The 16,893-nt window shown below is 63.9% G+C and carries 17 protein-coding genes and 1 tRNA gene; 5 read left to right on the top strand and 13 right to left on the bottom strand.

Annotation, left to right across the window (positions count from 1 at the left end; genetic code table 11):
* Positions 1 to 533 (bottom strand): porin (locus JQ566_RS33860; protein WP_212380494.1); only part of this gene is annotated, 533 nt, incomplete at its 3' end.
* Between the two features lie 863 nt (positions 534 to 1,396).
* Here JQ566_RS33860 and JQ566_RS33855 point away from each other — a divergent pair.
* Positions 1,397 to 1,489 (top strand) — tRNA-Ser (locus tag JQ566_RS33855).
* Between the two features lie 139 nt (positions 1,490 to 1,628).
* Here the strand turns inward: JQ566_RS33855 and JQ566_RS33850 are convergent.
* The 9 genes from JQ566_RS33850 to JQ566_RS33810 all read right to left on the bottom strand — a co-directional run bounded on the left by JQ566_RS33850 (position 1,629) and on the right by JQ566_RS33810 (position 9,823).
* A complete protein-coding gene (locus JQ566_RS33850) occupies positions 1,629 to 1,838 on the bottom strand; it encodes a hypothetical protein (RefSeq protein WP_212380493.1) in 210 nt (69 codons plus the stop codon).
* A gap of 93 nt (positions 1,839 to 1,931) precedes the next feature.
* Positions 1,932 to 2,198 carry a hypothetical protein gene (locus JQ566_RS33845; protein ID WP_212380491.1) on the bottom strand — a complete coding sequence of 89 codons (267 nt, stop codon included), beginning with the start codon at positions 2,196 to 2,198 and terminating at the stop codon, positions 1,932 to 1,934.
* Between the two features lie 1,531 nt (positions 2,199 to 3,729).
* Positions 3,730 to 5,208: an Asp-tRNA(Asn)/Glu-tRNA(Gln) amidotransferase subunit GatB gene (gatB, locus tag JQ566_RS33840; RefSeq protein WP_212380489.1), complete on the bottom strand. Its 1,479-nt coding sequence runs from the start codon at positions 5,206 to 5,208 to the stop codon at positions 3,730 to 3,732.
* Positions 5,205 to 5,507, bottom strand: coding sequence for a hypothetical protein (locus JQ566_RS33835; protein ID WP_212380487.1), 303 nt, complete (start codon positions 5,505 to 5,507; stop codon positions 5,205 to 5,207). The genes gatB and JQ566_RS33835 overlap by 4 nt, the downstream gene beginning before the upstream one ends.
* Positions 5,498 to 6,973, bottom strand: a complete 1,476-nt coding sequence (gatA, locus tag JQ566_RS33830) for an Asp-tRNA(Asn)/Glu-tRNA(Gln) amidotransferase subunit GatA (RefSeq protein ID WP_212380485.1) — start codon at positions 6,971 to 6,973, stop codon at positions 5,498 to 5,500. The genes JQ566_RS33835 and gatA overlap by 10 nt, the downstream gene beginning before the upstream one ends.
* A complete protein-coding gene (locus tag JQ566_RS33825; RefSeq protein ID WP_025036737.1) occupies positions 6,970 to 7,194 on the bottom strand; it encodes a hypothetical protein in 225 nt (74 codons plus the stop codon). Before JQ566_RS33825 ends, gatA begins: the two co-directional genes overlap by 4 nt.
* Before the next feature lie 17 nt (positions 7,195 to 7,211).
* Complete coding sequence (gene gatC, locus JQ566_RS33820; protein WP_008548395.1) at positions 7,212 to 7,499, bottom strand: Asp-tRNA(Asn)/Glu-tRNA(Gln) amidotransferase subunit GatC; 288 nt, start codon at positions 7,497 to 7,499, stop codon at positions 7,212 to 7,214.
* Positions 7,500 to 7,576: 77 nt separating this feature from the next.
* A complete protein-coding gene (locus JQ566_RS33815; protein WP_212380483.1) occupies positions 7,577 to 8,653 on the bottom strand; it encodes an NAD(P)H-dependent flavin oxidoreductase in 1,077 nt (358 codons plus the stop codon).
* Positions 8,654 to 8,842: 189 nt separating this feature from the next.
* Entirely contained in the window at positions 8,843 to 9,823 is a 981-nt protein-coding gene (locus tag JQ566_RS33810; protein ID WP_212380481.1) for an NAD(P)H-dependent flavin oxidoreductase, read from the bottom strand.
* A 97-nt stretch (positions 9,824 to 9,920) separates the two neighbouring features.
* Here JQ566_RS33810 and JQ566_RS33805 point away from each other — a divergent pair, with 97 nt between their 5' ends.
* The gene (locus JQ566_RS33805; protein WP_212380479.1) at positions 9,921 to 10,811 is read left to right on the top strand and encodes a LysR family transcriptional regulator; all 891 of its coding nucleotides are present in this window, start codon (positions 9,921 to 9,923) and stop codon (positions 10,809 to 10,811) included.
* 199 nt (positions 10,812 to 11,010) lie between these two features.
* Positions 11,011 to 11,946 carry a cyclase family protein gene (locus JQ566_RS33800; protein ID WP_212380477.1) on the top strand — a complete coding sequence of 312 codons (936 nt, stop codon included), beginning with the start codon at positions 11,011 to 11,013 and terminating at the stop codon, positions 11,944 to 11,946.
* 85 nt (positions 11,947 to 12,031) lie between these two features.
* Here JQ566_RS33800 and JQ566_RS33795 read toward each other — a convergent pair whose 3' ends face one another.
* Together JQ566_RS33795 and JQ566_RS33790 are read right to left on the bottom strand one after the other, a co-directional pair.
* Positions 12,032 to 14,242 carry a DNA/RNA non-specific endonuclease gene (locus JQ566_RS33795; protein ID WP_212380475.1) on the bottom strand — a complete coding sequence of 737 codons (2,211 nt, stop codon included), beginning with the start codon at positions 14,240 to 14,242 and terminating at the stop codon, positions 12,032 to 12,034.
* Positions 14,243 to 14,514: 272 nt separating this feature from the next.
* Complete coding sequence (locus JQ566_RS33790; protein WP_212380474.1) at positions 14,515 to 14,727, bottom strand: hypothetical protein; 213 nt, start codon at positions 14,725 to 14,727, stop codon at positions 14,515 to 14,517.
* A 46-nt stretch (positions 14,728 to 14,773) separates the two neighbouring features.
* Here JQ566_RS33790 and ruvX point away from each other — a divergent pair, with 46 nt between their 5' ends.
* Positions 14,774 to 15,265 (top strand): Holliday junction resolvase RuvX, encoded by a 492-nt coding sequence (gene ruvX / locus JQ566_RS33785; protein ID WP_212380472.1) that lies wholly within the window; start codon positions 14,774 to 14,776, stop codon positions 15,263 to 15,265.
* A 3-nt stretch (positions 15,266 to 15,268) separates the two neighbouring features.
* On the top strand, positions 15,269 to 16,201 hold the full coding sequence (locus JQ566_RS33780; protein WP_212380469.1) for an AEC family transporter: 933 nt from the start codon (positions 15,269 to 15,271) through the stop codon (positions 16,199 to 16,201).
* Here the strand turns inward: JQ566_RS33780 and JQ566_RS33775 are convergent.
* On the bottom strand, positions 16,198 to 16,884 hold the full coding sequence (locus tag JQ566_RS33775) for a CPBP family intramembrane glutamic endopeptidase (protein ID WP_212380467.1): 687 nt from the start codon (positions 16,882 to 16,884) through the stop codon (positions 16,198 to 16,200). The genes JQ566_RS33780 and JQ566_RS33775 overlap by 4 nt on opposite strands.
* Between the last annotated feature and the right edge of the window lie 9 nt (positions 16,885 to 16,893).

Here is a 16,893-nt window from a genome sequence, read left to right as displayed (position 1 = left end):
TTACCCATGGTGAAGCCGGCGAACTGGATGAAGGCATAGTAGACGCCGAGCGAACCGCCCGAGGTACCGCCGTCCGTCGGGTTGATGGTGGTGTTACCAGCCGTCGTGGCCGTGTAGCCAGTCGTGCCCGTACCGGAACCCGTGCCGACGTAGCCACCGGTGGTCCAGGAGAACGTCGCATCGAAGAAGGTGCGGACGACGCCGTATTCGGTGGCGGTGCGCGTGTCGATGTTGAGATCTTCACGAGCGCGCGCGGTGTAGTAGTTGCTCAGGCGGTTGTGCGCACCGGCGGGAGCGCCGTTCGAGATGCCGTAGACGCTGTTGGTGCCCAGCGCGACTTCAGCGCGCAGATAACCACCCAGCTTGATGCAGGTGTCGGTGCCCGGGATGTAGTAGAATCCAGCACCGTACAGGGAGCAGATCTTCACGTACTCGACCGCCTTGGCCTTCACGGGGAGATCGGCTGCCTGCGCTCCGCCCACGGCGATCAGACCCGCCGCTGAGCCGAGCAAAAGGCTCTTAACCAACTTCATGTTAAACCTCCAAGTTGCTCTTCAGGGAAGGTCACTGACCGGACGGCCAATTCCCCAACCCCCTCTAAATCACCGCTTTGGGCCCCTTCGCGCCTTCGGACACACCCGCATGAACGCGAGGGACTTAAGCGAATGACCTAAACGGGACGACCTCGGGATGCCCCCCTCCGTCGCTCAGTCACAATTACCGAACGTCCTTGCACACACAACAAGAGAACGCTCCGAAACGGGCCGAGGAAACGTGTTTTCCGACGGGTGTTGCACAAATAACACGCAGATGTGATCAAATCGCCCTCGCAACACATTGTTTACATTGATGTTTTTTGAACAGTTCCACTTGCCATCAAAGTTCCCCACATGAGGCGCCGCAGCCGAGACCTCGGCCTGGAGCTGCTTTGACGCGCTCGAATCGTGGAATCAGAAAGGAGACTCAACGAGCAGGCACCAACCGCCCTCCGCGCCTTCAACCTGTCGCAAGCCCGGTCACCGGAACACCTTAAGGGGCGCGCGGCGAACACTCTTTATGGGGTTACGGAGGCGGGGATGATTGGGGACGGGCCGGCAGCTCGGCGAGCCGAGACGCAGGGATGCCGATTTTCCATAGGCTCCCTCTCGCGCAGCATTGAATTTCCTAGCAAATTCGGCTTTCGACACGAGCAAAGATGTTTTTCTGCACCGATCATCCCTGCGCCATGCGCCAGATGTTCCAGCCTTTGTTCCAGCCTTGGGCCTGTTCTCGGCAGCGCCACACTCTCGCCCGAGACCAAACCCGTTTTGTTTCGAAAATCACTGGGAATATTCGAGCGAAAACACACGCTTCCAAATTGACCGCCCCAAGTAATTAGAGGCATAAGGCTCGCACCGGAGAGGTGGCCGAGTGGCTGAAGGCAACGCTTTGCTAAAGCGTCATACGGTCTCAAGCTGTATCGAGGGTTCGAATCCCTCCCTCTCCGCCATCCAGCAGCAGAATCAACCAAGGTCTTCTGCGTTCTTTCACCTGAAAGCGATCGTGACGCCGGCGCGAAAGCCTGGCGCAAGGATGAGCGCGACTAACCCAGCTCGATTCGCGTGCTCCTTATATACGTGTGCACGCACCTAGATACCGGATCGCCATATCCGCCAATGCGAGGGCGATATCAGCACGGCCTCGTCGGCCCAAACATTGAACCAGACGCCGCCCTTGCGCCGGCATGGAAAGGGCCAGGGCAAAATTCCCGTCTTGTGCAGGCGTCCCAGTTCCAGATCGCACTCATCGGGAGCGATCTGAATCGGCAGCCATCGTCCATTGGTGTCTTGGTCGCCCATGCCGTCGGGTCTTATGCGGCGGCACGATGCGGAAGCTTGATTCAGCGCAACCGGGCCTACCCGTGCAAATACGGGTCAGACGCGGTTCTCATCTCAGTGCGCGGAGACCCAGGCCCTCGCCTCGCGCTGCGCGACCGAGATCTCGGTGTCCGACATCTGTCCGGCGACTTCCTGGCGCAGCGCTACGGCATCCTTGCGGCCCTTCAACGCGGCGAGGTTGAACCATTTGTGCGCGGCGACGAGATCGACGATCCCGGAGCGGCCGCTCGCCCAATAGATCCCGCGCTCGAACAGCACGTCCGACAGCGCGCTCGCGTCGACCGGCGTTGCCGTCTCCAGATCGAAAGTACCCTGAAACATCACGCATCCCCTTTGTTCTTATGCCGCCTCGTCCCCCGAGCGCGGCTCCCGTCCGAAAAACCGTTCAACTCATCCCCGAGTCTTCTTGCCCATGCCGTTTGCCGGCTTGTTGGAGGCGATGATGGCGGGCAAATTTGAATGGCAGTTTAAGTATCGCGATGAAGCAGACGTAAACGCGAGCGCAGGACTCGCGCACGGGAAATTCAGAAAGCCCCCGGTTTGCAGGCACTTCTGCAGTTCGTCAGATTCGGTTTACCCTGGGATTTCAGGACATCGATAACCATCGCACGCAGTGGCGCGTGTCGTGTGGTTAGAATGTGAATGGGGGGGGGTCACTGTCGTGGCCGCACCCCGTGCTGTCATTCCCCGCGCAGGCGGGGAATCCAGTACGCCGCAGCTTATCGATTCAATCGCTGCCGTCTGGGAGTACTGGATCGCCCGGTCAAGCCGGGCGATGACACCGCGAACGGAGAAGCGGCGTGCGAAACCGTGCATCAGGCCGCAGCCCGGGCGTGCGCCAAGGCAGTTCGAGCAAGGGCGCGATGAGCTCGCGCGTTCCAGGTCAGTAATGTCGAAGGGGGAATGGGATGCCGGCAATGCCCCGGCTTCAAGAGAACGAGGGCGTCGGCGAACACGTCAGGACCAGATTTCACATTGGCCCGAAGGCCTCTCGTGAAATTGCGGAGCCCTCGAGAAGGAGAACCGCACCGAACGAAGAAAACTCGTTTCTTCTGCCGGACCGCGAAAGAGAACGGTCCGACCGTTGACCTGATGTCTCGCCGACACCCTCTATCGTCGACCAGAACCTCTGGGAGGCGCTGATGACGTGCCGGCTACTTTAAGAGCCGGCAACTTCAGAAGCGAAGTTACTTCTTCTTCGCGACCTTGCGGGTCTTCTTCGCAGTCTTCTTCACTGCGCTCTTCGCCTTCTTCGCCTTCTTCGCCTTCTTCGCTTTCTTGGCCATGTTGCCCTCCGATGTGTGAGATGGCTTTAATCGCTGCGTGCATTCGGGGATCGAATGCACTCACCCCGAATACACCAACACGACGAAAAAAACATCTTCTCACTTAAGGAAGTGTTGACGGCGCGGTGCGCGTGCGCCAGCCGCGCTTGATTTGCCGACACGCAGAGACACGCGTCTGCGATTGCAAATGCTTCTCGCAGCATCGACGTCGTCAAGCGCAGCGATTGCAAAAAAACTCTATGCAGCAAGTACTATTCTGTGCACGCACATCACGCGTGATCAGTGCGACGAAGCACGCTGCAAAGCGCTCGATCGCCTCGCGGAGGCGAGTCGCGGACTCTGAGTCGCGAATTTTGGCAACGAAATTATTTTCATGCTTAACGGCGGAAGCGCTCGTCGGAGCGTGTGCAAGCCGCCGTTTTGCGCGAATCGCGCGACGGCGATTCGGTGGCGCTGCGCGCCCTGAGCGGGTGATGTTTGCCGCCGACGATGCGCGCGAACGTCGCATCGCGAACCCGCAACGAGGTGACGATGCGTGTCCGTCACCTCGTTCGAACGCGCGAGGACTAGACGCCGAGCTTGGACTTGAGCAGGTCGTTGACGCTCTGCGGGTTGGCCTTGCCGGCGGACGCCTTCATCACCTGGCCGACGAACCAGCCGAGCGACTGCGGCTTGTCCTTGACCTGCGCGGCCTTGTCGGGATTGGCCGCGATGATGTCGTCGACCACCTTCTCGATCGCCGAGAGATCGGTGACCTGCTTCATGCCGCGGCTTTCCACCAGCGCACGGGGATCGCCGCCCTCCTGCCAGACGATCTCGAACAGGTCCTTGGCGATCTTGCCGGAGATCGTGCCCTCGCCGATCAGGTCGATGATCGCAGCCAGCTGCTCGGCGTTGACGGGAGAGTCCGTAATATCCCGGCCTTCCTTGTTGAGGCGGCCGAACAGCTCGTTGATCACCCAGTTCGCCGCCATCTTGCCGTCGCGCGCGCGGTTGGCGAGCTTGTCGAGCACCGTCTCGTAGAACACCGCGCTCTCGCGCTCGGCGACGAGCACGCTCGCATCATAGGCCGACAGGCCGAAATCGGCGACGAAGCGCGTCTTCTTCTGGTCCGGCAGCTCCGGCAGCTCAGTCTTCAGCTCGTCGACGAATTCCTGGCTGAACTCCAGCGGCAACAGGTCGGGATCGGGGAAGTAGCGATAGTCGTGTGCCTCTTCCTTCGACCGCATCGAGCGCGTCTCCCCCTTGTTGGGGTCGTAGAGCCGCGTCTCCTGGCCGATTTCGCCGCCGTCCTCGAGGATCTCGATCTGGCGCCGCGCCTCGTACTCGATCGCCTGGCCGATGAAGGTGATCGAGTTCATGTTCTTGATCTCGCAGCGGGTGCCGAGCGGCCCGCCGGGCTTGCGCACGGAGACGTTGACGTCGGCGCGCAAGGAGCCCTTCTCCATGTCGCCGTCGCAGGTGCCGAGATAGCGCAGGATCGAGCGCAGCTTGGTCACATAGGCCTTGGCCTGCTCGGCATCGCGGATGTCGGGCTTGGAGACGATCTCCATCAACGCCACGCCGCAGCGGTTGAGGTCGACAAAGGACATGGTCGGCGACTGGTCATGCAGCAACTTGCCTGCATCCTGTTCCAGATGCAGCCGCTCGATACCGATGATGGCCGTCTTGCCGCCGTCCAGTTCGACGACGACCTCGCCCTCGCCGACGATCGGCGACTTGTACTGGCTGATCTGATAACCCTGCGGCGAGTCCGGATAGAAATAGTTCTTGCGGTCGAACACCGAGCGCAGATTGATCTTCGCGTTGAGACCGAGCCCGGTCCGGACAGCCTGCCTGACACATTCCTCGTTGATCACGGGCAGCATGCCCGGCATCGCCGCGTCGACCAGCGACACGTGGCTGTTCGGCTCGCCGCCGAACGTGGTGGAGGCACCCGAGAACAGCTTTGAGTTCGACGTCACCTGGGCATGGATCTCCATGCCGATGACCATCTCCCAATCGCCCGTTGCGCCCTTGAGAAGCTTGTGCGTGGCCGTGCTCATGTCTTGCTCCCGAGCAGCGTGGCAGCGATCCGCTCCCACTCCGCTTCCAATGAATCCTTTGCCGCCGGCCGGCCGGCCTGGCGATACCAGTAGCCGGCATTGCCGAGGTCGCCTTCGACGCGGTGCAGGTAGGCGTGCACCCAGGCCGCCTCACGGCTGCTCTCGTCCTGAACGATCTTGTGCGCGCGGTCCCAGTCGCCCTTCGCCGCCCACCAGAGGCCGGCGAGCGGCGCGTTCAGCTCCGGCGCGGGCGCCGCGCCGTCGAGGCTCGCGATGAAGTCGGCGACATTCACCACCACCTCGCGGGCGTGAAGCGGCCGGCGGCCTGCTCGATCACCTCGCCGAGCGAGAACAGCGTCTCCTCCTCGAACGGACGGCCGATCAGTTGCAGGCCGAGCGGCAGGCCTTGCGCGTCCTTGCCGGCGGGCACGGCGATGCCGGGCAGGCCCGCCATGTTCACGGTCACCGTGAAGATGTCGTTGAGGTACATCTCGACCGGATCGGCACCGCCCTTCTCGCCGATGCCGAAGGCCGCCGACGGCGTCGCGGGGGTGAGGATGGCGTCGACGCCCCTCGCGAAGCAATCCTCAAAATCCTTCTTGATCAGCGTGCGCACCTTCTGCGCCCGCAGATAATAGGCGTCGTAATAGCCGGCCGAGAGCACGTAGGTGCCGATCATGACACGGCGGCGCACCTCGGCGCCAAAGCCTTCGGCGCGGGTGTTCTCATAGAGCTCGATGATATTCTTGCCCTGCTCGCGCAGGCCGTAGCGGACGCCGTCATAGCGCGCGAGGTTGGACGAAGCCTCCGCCGGCGCCACGATGTAATAGGCCGGCAGCGCGTACTTGGTGTGCGGCAGCGACACCTCGACGAGCTCGGCGCCGGCGCTCCTGAGCCACGTCGCGCCCTCGCTCCAGAGCTTCTCGATCTCGGCCGGCATGCCGTCGAGACGATACTCCCTGGGGATACCGATCTTCTTGCCCTTCACCGACTTGCCGATCGCAGCCTCGTAATCCGGCACGGCAATGTCGACCGAGGTCGTGTCCTTCGGATCGTGCCCGGCCATCGAGCGCAGCAGCATCGCGGCATCGCGCACGCTGCGCGCGATGGGACCGGCCTGATCGAGCGAGGAGGCAAAGGCGACGATGCCCCAGCGCGAGCAGCGGCCATAGGTCGGCTTGATGCCGACGGTCGCGGTGAACGCGGCAGGCTGGCGGATCGAGCCGCCGGTGTCGGTTGCGGTCGCGCCCATGCACAGCAACGCCGCCACGGCCGAGGCCGAGCCGCCGGACGAGCCGCCCGGCACCAGCGTGGTGTTGCTGCCCTCACGCCGCCAGGGATTGCCGACGGGACCGAAGCACGAGGTCTCGTTGGCCGAGCCCATCGCGAACTCGTCATTGTTGAGCTTGCCGAGCATCACCGCGCCGTCGCGCCAGAGCTGCGAGGTGACGGTGGACTCGTAGGTCGGCACGAAATTGCCGAGGATTTTCGAGCACGCCGTGGTGCGCACGCCCTTGGTCGCGAACAGATCCTTGATGCCGAGCGGGATGCCCGCGAGCGGGCCGCCCTCACCCTTGGCGATCTTCTCGTCCACGGCCTTCGCCATGTCGCGCGCGCGATCCGGCGTCTCCATCACGAAGGCATTGAGCACGCGCGCGGCTTCGATCGCGGAAAGATGCGCGTCGGTCAGCTCGAGTGACGTGAAAGTCTTGTCGGCGAGACCCTTGCGGGCCTCGGCGAGCGTCAGCGATGTCAAATCGGTCATTTATTGATCGGGCTGCAGAAGAACGGAGACAGGGTCTTGTCGTTGGCCGGGTCGTCTTGCATGACGTTTTTCTTGGCGGCGGCTTTCGCGGCCGCCTCGATCTCGTCGAGCACGGCGTTGACGGCGACATTGGGATCGGCAGCCTTGCCCTGCCGCTCCATCTTGTCGAGGTAATTCATGTAGGCCTGGTAGGCCTTCTCATCGTCGCAAAGCAGACACATCGGACCACTCTTGAAATTTACTCTACGACCTTCGGCACAAGGAAGAAGTGACCTTCGGTCGCGGGCGCATTGGCAACGATATCGTCGGCGATCTCGCCGTCATTGACCACGTCCTGCCGCTTCTTCATCTGCATCGGGGTCACCGAGGTCATCGGCTCCACGCCCTCGACATTGACCTCCGAGAGCTGCTCGACAAAGGCGAGCATGGCGTTGAGCTCGCCCTGCAGATGCGGAACCTCGTCCTCGGAAACCGCAATGCGCGCCAGATGCGCGATGCGGCGGACGGTAGCGGCGTCGACGGACATTATATAAGGCCTCTCACGGCAAAACCCATGTGCCGTATAGCAGAGGCCGCTTTTGCGCCGCAACCGGCGCTTTCTCCTCAGCCAGCCAGCGTTTTCATGCGGGCCAGCGCCGATTTGGCGAGATCACGGGTCAATTCGGCCGCAGGGACCTCGCGGCCCAGGGCAATCGCCTGTCCCGCCCAGAGATTGGTGAAATCCACCCTGCCCCGCTTTTCGGCAGCGGCCTTCAGCGGCCCCAGCACGGTCGCAGCATGGGGAAAGGGAGGTGCATCCGGCGAGACCGGGCCCGCCTCGCGCATCAGGCGGTTCTGCACGCCGCGCGCCGGCCGGCCGGTCATGACATTGGTGATGACGGTGGAATCGTCCCGCGCCTCCGTGAGCGCCTTGCGGCCGCCTGCGCTGACCTTGGATTCCGGACAGCGCAGATAAGCGCTGCCGATCTGCACGCCTGAGGCACCGAGCGCGAAGGCCGCAGCGATGCCGCGCCCGTCGGCGATGCCGCCCGCCGCGATCACCGGCACCTTCACGGCATCGGCCACCTGCGGCACCAGCGCGAAGGTGCCGGGCTGCTCGGCGATCTTGTCGGTCAGGAACATGCCGCGATGACCGCCCGCCTCGGCGCCCTGCGCGATCACGGCGTCGACGCCGCGCTCTTCCAGCCATACCGCTTCCTTCACCGTCGTGGCGGACGAGATGACGAGGCAGCCGGCCGCCTTGACGCGCCTCAGCAGCGCCTGCTCCGGCAGGCCGAAATGGAAGCTGACGACCTCCGGCTTCAGCTCCTCGACGACCTCACAGAACGCCGCATCGAACGGCGCGCGGTTCGCAGCCGCGATCGGCGCCGAGGGATCGAGACCATGCTCGGTGTAATAGCCCGCGAGCCGCCGCTTCCAGCGCGCATCGGCTTCGGTCGTGAGCTCGACCGGCGTGTGGCAGAAGAAGTTCATGTTGACCGGCGCCTTCACGCGCTGGCGGATGAGACCGACCTGCTCGCGCGCCTTCTCCGCCGAGATCATCGCACACGGCAGCGAGCCCAGCGCCCCGCCCTGCGCAGCCGCAATCACCAGCTCCGCATCCATCGCGCCCGCCATCGGCGCCAGCACGATCGGGAATTCGGTCTTGAAGAGGTCGATCAGTCGACGGTCAGGCCACATGGTTTGTTCTCTCGTTCTTTCTTACCCTCCCCTGGAGGGGGAGGGTCGATCGCGCAAAGCGCGAGCGGGGTGGGGTGACAGTCCCTCCATTGAGACGCTGCCCGTGTGGAGAGATCACCCCACCCCGCCACGCATTTCGCTTCGCTACATGCGTAGCGACCCTCCCCCTCCAGGGGAGGGTGAAGAAGTCTACGCCGCTGCCGCTACCGAGTTTCTCCGCCCGGCGAGCAGCTGCTCCGCCTCCACCGCAATCCGCTCCACGATCTCCGCCGCCGGTGGAATATCATGGATCAGCCCGACCGCCTCGCCCGCGATCACCGCGGCGATGTCGAAATTGCCCGCCGCCCTTGCTGCCGCATACTCGGCCGCGACTGCGGCGACATTCTGCATTAGCTCGACCTCGCGCCCGATCCAGCGCCGCGCATGGTCGTTGACCAGGCACCGTCCCGTGAACGGCGCCGGCCAGACATTGTTGCGGGACAGATCGAAGATGATGCCGCGCACCGTCGAACCAGAGTTCGCCGCGCAGATGCGCCGCTTGGCCTCCTCCGCGCCATCGGCCTCCTGGCTCGCATAGAAACGCGTGCCGAGCAGCACGCCGCTCGCGCCGAGCATCATCATGGCAGCGAGCCCGCGCCCGTCGGCGATGCCGCCGGCCGCCACCACGGGAACGCGCCCCGCAGCGAGATCGACAATGGCAGGCACGAGATCGATCGTGGAGCGCGAAGCACCATGACCGCCCGCCTCCGTCCCTTGCGCGATCAGGATGTCGGCGCCGGCCTCGAGCGCCCGCCGCGCCATCGCCTCGTCCTGCACCTGACAGATCAGGCGGGCGCCGGCGGACCTGATCCTCGGCGCGAATGGCGCGGGATCGCCGAACGACAACATGATCGCGGATGGTTTTGCGCCGAGCGCGATGTCGAGAAGCTCGGGCCGCCTCGCGAGGCTCCAGGTGATGAATCCGATCCCGAACGGCGCATGCAGACCGGCGAGCTTCGCCGTCTCCTGCTCCAGCCACGCCCGCTCGCCATAGCCGCCGCCGAGAATGCCGAAGCCGCCGGCGCGGCTCACGGCCGAGACCAGCCGGCTGCCGGCAATGACATCCATCGGCGCCAGCAGGATCGGATGCTCGATCTGAAGCAGCGTGGTCAGCGGTGTCACAATCGGCATGGCTCCTCCCCGATCTGGACAGCGAGACTAGGCGCGACTAGCATTCTCGAAAAATGAATTATTGCGAACGCCGCCATCTCAAAAGCGAAACGATGCCATGGAACTCAGCGACATCAAGACCTTCGCCGCCGTCGCCCGCACCGGCGGCATCACCCGCGCCGCCGAAGAGCTCAACACCGTGCAGTCGAACGTCACCCAGCGCGTGAAGGCATTGGAGGCGGAGATCGGCACGCCGCTGTTCGAGCGCCACAGCCGTGGCATGACGCTGACCGGCGCCGGCAAGCGCCTCCTCCCCTACGCGCAAAAGATGACGGCGCTCTCGCGTGAAGCCTTGCTCGCCGCACGAGACGATGGCGAACCGAAGGGTCCGCTCGCGATCGGCTCGATGGAGACAACGGCAGCCGTGCGATTGCCGCCGCTGCTCGCCGATTTCCACCGCCGCTTCCCGGCCGTGCGCCTCTCCCTGCGCACCGCAACCACGGCCGACCTCGTCGCCGGCGTGCTCGAAGGCACGCTCGACGGCGCCTTCGTCGCAGGCCCTATCGCACATGCCGACCTCACCGCGACCAGCGCCTTCCGCGAGGAGCTGGTGCTGGTCAGCGCACGACGCTGGGCTTCGCTGGCCGAGCTGCGCGCCGGCACGCCGGAGTCAGGCCCGACCGCGCTGGTTTTCCGCACCGGCTGCACCTACCGTCAGCGGCTCGAGCAGGTGTTCGTCGAGTTCGGCTGGCCCTCGGCCGCACGCTTCGAGCTCGGCACGCTCGACGGCATGATCGGCTGTGTCGCCGCCGACATGGGCGTGACGCTGCTGCCGCGCGCCGTCGTCGAGCGCAGCGCGATGAACGGCAGTGTCTCCATCCACACGCTCGGCGCGCCGCATGCACGCGCGGAGACGCTCTTCATCCAGCGCAGCGCCGGACATCAATACAGCGCACTGCAAAGTTTCATCGCCTGCCTGAAGAAAGACGACGACGTCATCGCCGCCTGACGCAGCGCGAACGTTCCACGTCACGAAATTCGTCACAAATTGATCGCGTTTGAATCAACCCGCGCTGCGTTCTGCCATCGCAGCGCAGCACTTCGAAAAGCTTTGAAGCCCGCGCTCGTTCTACGTTAGGATGAGCGACTGGCCAGCGCGAAACCATAACGAAGCCAAACATCGGCAGAAAACATTGGGAGGACTATTGATGCGCAATACGCTCGTGTTGTGCTGTGTCGCCGCGTTGTCGGCGATATCAGGAACTGCAAGCGCCCAAGACTGGACCAAGTCGAAATGGGGGCCGAACGACGAGGTCGGTGCCGCCAATTACATGACGCCCGAGCTGGTGTTGAAGGCGGCGTCGCTTGTGAAGACCGGCAAGACCTATGCCCTCGGCATTCCCGTTACGCCGCAGACGCCGGCCTATCCACCGCGCGCGTTCAAGCTGACCATCGTGCAGCCCGGACAGGCCGGCAGTCCCGGTCTCGGCCCCAACAAGGCGACCTATAACGACGACATCCTCGACAGCTGGGTCGGCATCGGCAGCCAGCTCGACGGGCTCGGCCATCTCGGCGTCGAGCACGTCTATTACAACGGCAACAAGCTCGCCGATTTCGCCGATCCCAACGGGCTGAAGAAGCTCGGCATCGAGAAGGTACCGCCGATGGTCACCCGCGGCGTGCTGCTCGACATGGCCGCCTATTTCAAGACCGACGTGGTGAAGGAAGGTACCGCCTTCAACGTCAAGGAGATCGAGGAAGCCGCCAAGCAGCAGAACGTCGAGATCCGCCAGGGCGACGTCGTCATCTTCCACACCGGCTGGCTCAGCCTGATCGGCAAGGACGACAAGCGCTATTCGGCCGGCGAGCCCGGGCTCGGCGTCGAAGGCGCGAAGTATTTGACCGGCAAGGGCGTCGTCGCGGTCGGTGCCGACACCTGGGGACTCGAGGTGCTGCCGTTCGAATCCAAGAACGTGTTCGAGGTGCACCAGATCCTGCTCGCGATGAACGGGACCTACATCCTCGAAAACATGGACACCGCCGCGCTCGCCAGAGACAAGGGCTACGAATTCCTGTTCGTGCTGGGACAGCCGCGCTGGACCGGCGGCGTGCAGGCGATGATCAACCCGATCGCGATCCGCTGACGCCCGAGACGGGCCAGGACCAAGGTCGGGTGAGGTCTTGCGGTGCTTCCTTGCAGCTCACCGCTGCCCTCACCCGACCCGCTCTTCAGATCCGAATATCCTCATAGGTTTCGATCCGCCGCGGGCCGACCGAGGTCGCCTCGTGCGAGTCCGCGTCGGCGAGATTGCCGAAGTCGAGCTTGGTCAATTTCGCGAGGTCCGCGATCGAGACCTGGAAGACGCTGACGTCCTCCTCGGACATCCGCTCGAGCAGATCCGCCTCCTGGATGCGGTCGATCTCCATGACCTGCTTTCGCTGGCTCATCAGGAACGCCGCCGCCCTGAGAGCATCGTCTTCGTCGTTGCGGCGGATCAGTATCTTCCAGAAATATTTCGGGATTTGAACGCCGCCGAAGCTCGGATCCTTGTGCGGCCGGCCGGCCGGATTGGGCAGATCGGATCCGTCGGCATCCGGTCCGTCGAACACCGGGCCATTCATGACGATGCCCTTCTCCTCGCCCTCGAGCAGGACATCGCGCGTATAATCTTCCAATCCCGCCCAGAGCTGCTTGCCTTGGTTGAACGAAAAGAACTGCGGCGAACAGTTGGTGAAATGGAAGGAATCGTCGCCATGCTGCTTGGCCGCGGCGACGGTCTCGCCCCAGGTTGCATCCAGGCGGCGCACGAGATGACCGCGGTCGAACGGATTCTTGCTGCGGTCCGCCTCGAAAGTGGCCTGCTTGCGGTAGAACTCATCGCCGATCTGGGCATCGTCGTCGATGCGTGGATCGCGCAGCCAGGAATCGCCTTCCCGCTTGCCGACGTCCTGCTGCTTGCCGCCGTCGATATTGACACAACTGAAGAAGGCGAGCCTGCGCTCCTTGTTCATGACGGCGCTGTAGTTGAAATATTTCAGCTCCGACTGCTTGGAGCTTCCCTTGAGCATCGCGGTTCGCGACTTGAGGCCGGCCGGAATCTTCGGCAACGGGACCGAGAACTTGCCGGTGCCCAGAAAATTTGCCTTGTACCCGGGACGCGATTTCAGCGTGCTCTGATCGATATGCACGGCCTCCATCGGCAGGCCGTTCTTCGCACTGATGTGAGGCAAGAGGCCGGCCGGTGGGGTGATCAAAGGCTTGCCGCCGTTCGGCGCCTTTCCGTTGCCCTCTGCCGGGCCCGGCACGGGCGCGAGCGGAGCCATCGGAATTTCTCGCCTGAACATCGGCAATGGCACGCGGACCGGAACCACGAGCGAGGTCCCGTCGAGGGATTGCTCGACCCAGGCATTGGCGCCGAAAGGAGGCGCGACGGCCGGCGGCCGGACTTTCGCGACCTCGTCCCGGATCGGCGGCTCCTCCTCGTCGAGCACCGGCCTGATCAAGGGATGAGAACCAACGGCAACCTTGAGATCGGCGATGATCGCGCTGATCCGGATGCCTTCGTTGGCGATCCAGTCGATCTGGGATTCGTCCATCGACGGCTTCCACACCTTGCCGTCCTTCGTCAGGGTGCGGCCCTGCGGATCCTTCCGGGGAACGCCACTGTGGTGCAGCGCGACCACCTGCCAGAAGCGGTTGAACGCCGGCGAGCCCGACGATCCGGCCGTCGTATCGGTGTTGTACCAGAGGAAGTCGCCGACATATTTGAGCAGCTTGTTCTCGCGGACGCAGACCTGCTTCATCTGCCCGCTGGGATGCTGGATGATGGTGAGGTACTCGCCGGGGTCTGCCTTGCCGGGCGCGCCGCTCAGCGGCAGCCATCCCCAATCCTCGAGCTCCTCGTGGCCTGACAGCGAGGTCGGCGCCACCGCAACGATCGAGAAATCCAGCCTGTCATTGGTGTAGAAGAATTTACCGGGCTCGAATCCGAACCGCACCGGCACACGCTCCTGTCCCGAAACGTCCAATTCGTAATTGAAATCGGCGATCGAATTGGCTGCATCGGCCGGCTTGCCGAAGACATGATGGTTCGTCAGCAGCAGGCCGGGCCCGATCAGAAAGCCCGAGCCATAGCCGAGCAGATTCGACTTGAGATCCCTGAGCTGAATGCGGCAGACCGAGCGCGAGGCGGCCGCCCCCTTGGCGAGATAGTTGATGCTGTCGAGATCGTTGCCCTGGAGGATCCGCTCCAGGCCGGTCTCGGCCGCTTGCACGTCCTGCGTCTCGGCCAGGAGCTGGCGCTGGCGCTGGCGTATCTTTTCAGCGGACAGCTCGATCGGGCCGTCGCCCAATTTCCGGTTCAGGGCATCGGGTGAGAACTCGGCTTGCTTGAATCGCCTTTCTGAGCCCGCGATCAGGCTTGGCTTGATGAGCATCATGACCTCTCAAATGGCTGGGCGAATATTGGACGTGGTCGGCGCCCCAAAAAATTGACGCCAAGTTGCAGCGCGGGCCGGACTGCCGGTCGCTGCCGATCGTTCCGGAAATCGGGGGCATGCACCCGACACTACTTTAGACCTATATATCTACTGCCACGCAACCACGCGGCATCATGCCATGGTCTGCAACCTCACCAGTGTGAGATTTCTCACAATTGATCGATGCAGCTGGGCATCACGATTTCGCGCGCGGCTTGCGGCCGCCGGACGATCTACGGCTTCAGGTACCACCGCCGCAGCGCCACGATCGCCCAGATCGCTTCGACCAGACCGAACGGCCAGGCGCCCTGGAGAAAGCCATAGGCCGAGCCGAGCGCGCAGGATGCGGCGAACAGCAGCACGAACCAGTGGCTGCGATCCTCCAGGGCGTAAGTGACCAGCATCGCCGTGACGGCGAACAGGCCGAATAGTGTCAGCGCATCCATGTTCCGGGTTCACTCCGCAGCGTGACGCGTGATATGCGCTAACGCCATGCTGGCTCTTATCCTGCCTCTCGTCGAAGCTGCAACCCACTGGCCCGCGCGCGGCGCGCTGGTCGGGCTCGATCTCGGTACCAAGACCATCGGCGTTGCCGTGTCCGACCCCGATCGTCGGCTTGCGACCGGCGTCGAGACCATCTCCCGCAAGGCGTTCAAGCAGGACGCCGCCCGTCTTCTCGCGATCGCGGCCGAGCGCAAGGCGGCCGGCTTCGTGCTCGGCCTGCCCATCAACATGGACGGCAGCGAGGGCCCGCGCGCGCAATCCACCCGCGCCTTCGCGCGCAACCTTGCCGGCCTGACCGCGCTTCCCATCGGTCTCTGGGACGAGCGCCTCTCGACCGCGGCGGTCGAGCGCGAGCTGATCGGCATGGACGTCAGCCGCGCCAAGCGCGCCGAGGTGATCGACGAGCACGCCGCGATCTTCATCCTGCAAGGCGCGCTCGATCGCCTCGCCAATCTTCGCGCCAGCCCGGGGATCGACTGATCCATGGCCGTCGTCATCGCGGCGCTGCTGCCGGTCTTCATCCTCATCGTTCTCGGCGTCGTGCTCAAGCGCAGCCTGATGCGGCTCGACACCCAATGGCACGGGCTGGAGCGGCTGACCTATTTCGTGCTGTTCCCGATGCTTCTGATCCAGACGCTGGTGAAGGCGGACCTCTCCAAGGTGCCGGTCGCCGGCGTCGGCGGCGCGCTGCTGCTGTCGGCGCTGGCGATGTCGCTGCTGTGCCTCATGCTGCGCCCCGCCCTTTCGCGGCTCGGTATCGACGGCCCCGCCTTCACCTCGATCTTCCAGGGCGCGACGCGCTGGCAGACCTTCGTCGGGCTGTCGGTGGCCGCCAACATGTTCGGCGACGTCGGACTGGCGCTCGCCTCGGTGGCGATGGTCGCGATCATTCCGCTGGTCAACGTGTTCAGCGTCGCGGTGCTCGCCCATTACGCATCGCCCGAGAAGCAGTCCGGCCGCGCCATCGTCATGACGTTGGTGCGCAATCCCCTGATCTGGGCCTGCGCGATCGGCCTCTTCATCAATGTCACCCACCTGCCGCTGCCAAAGCTCTGGCATGAGGTTGCCGACGCGCTCAGCCGTTCCTCGCTCGCCATCGGCCTGCTCGTCACCGGCGCGGGGCTGCATCTGGAAGGTCTGCTGCGTCCGAGCGCTGCCGCTGCGATCGGCGTCGCCTTCAAGCTGGTGCTGATGCCTGCACTCGCCCTCGCGCTTGCCGTCTGGTTCGGCCTGTCGGGCGAGAGCCTGGCGATCGTTGCGATCTGCTCGGCGGTGCCGACCTCCTCGAGCGCCTATGTCCTCGCCCGCCAGATGGGCGGCGACGCGCCGCTGCTGGCGCAGATCATCACGCTGCAGACGATCTTTGCGGCGATCACGATGCCGACGGCGATCGCGCTGGCGGCTAGCGGAGGCTAGACGTACGGCCCGCTCAGGAACAGGACGACGGTATTGATGGCTGAATGAGTCACGACGGCCAACCAGGTGGAATTGGTGCGATAGCGAAAGTAGCCGAGGACGAGCCCTGTGGCGAAGATCCATGAGCGCTCATACCAACCGTACTGGCTGTGCTCGATCGCCCACAATGCCGACGTCAGCACGATCGCAGCAGTGGGCCCCACCGCCTGGGACCATCCTCGAAACATAAAGCCGCGGAAGACGAACTCCTCCAGGACTGGGCCTACCACACAAGCCGCTACCGCCCATGTCGCCAGTCCTATCGCACCTCCAACAACGAAGGCCGGGCCGGTCTGAGGTCTCGCCATGCCGAGCCCGATCGTTACGAAAGCTTCGATCGTCAGAAAGACGATGACGACGCCAAGGGCGATCACCACTTCATCTCGGGTGGGCCAGTTCAGAGCCAGATATTGGGCGAAACCTCGACCGGCCATTCTGACCGCGATCCACAACACCGCGATCAAGGCCGGCGCTCCAAGGATCGTGCTGGCAGCGTGCAAGCGAGGTTGCCGCCATATCGCTTCGAAGTCCGTCACCAACAAACTGCTGGTTTCCCCGGACATTACCAGCAACAGGCTTACTGCAAGGCCGCCGGTCAGCATGAACGCGCCGTCGGCAACCAACTCGACGAACAGCGTCTCCATGAAGTCCCA

The organism is Bradyrhizobium sp. SZCCT0231 (assembly GCF_018130245.1).
In the GTDB taxonomy this organism is placed as follows: domain Bacteria; phylum Pseudomonadota; class Alphaproteobacteria; order Rhizobiales; family Xanthobacteraceae; genus Bradyrhizobium; species Bradyrhizobium japonicum_F.
This window is presented reverse-complemented; position numbering and strand designations above follow the sequence as displayed.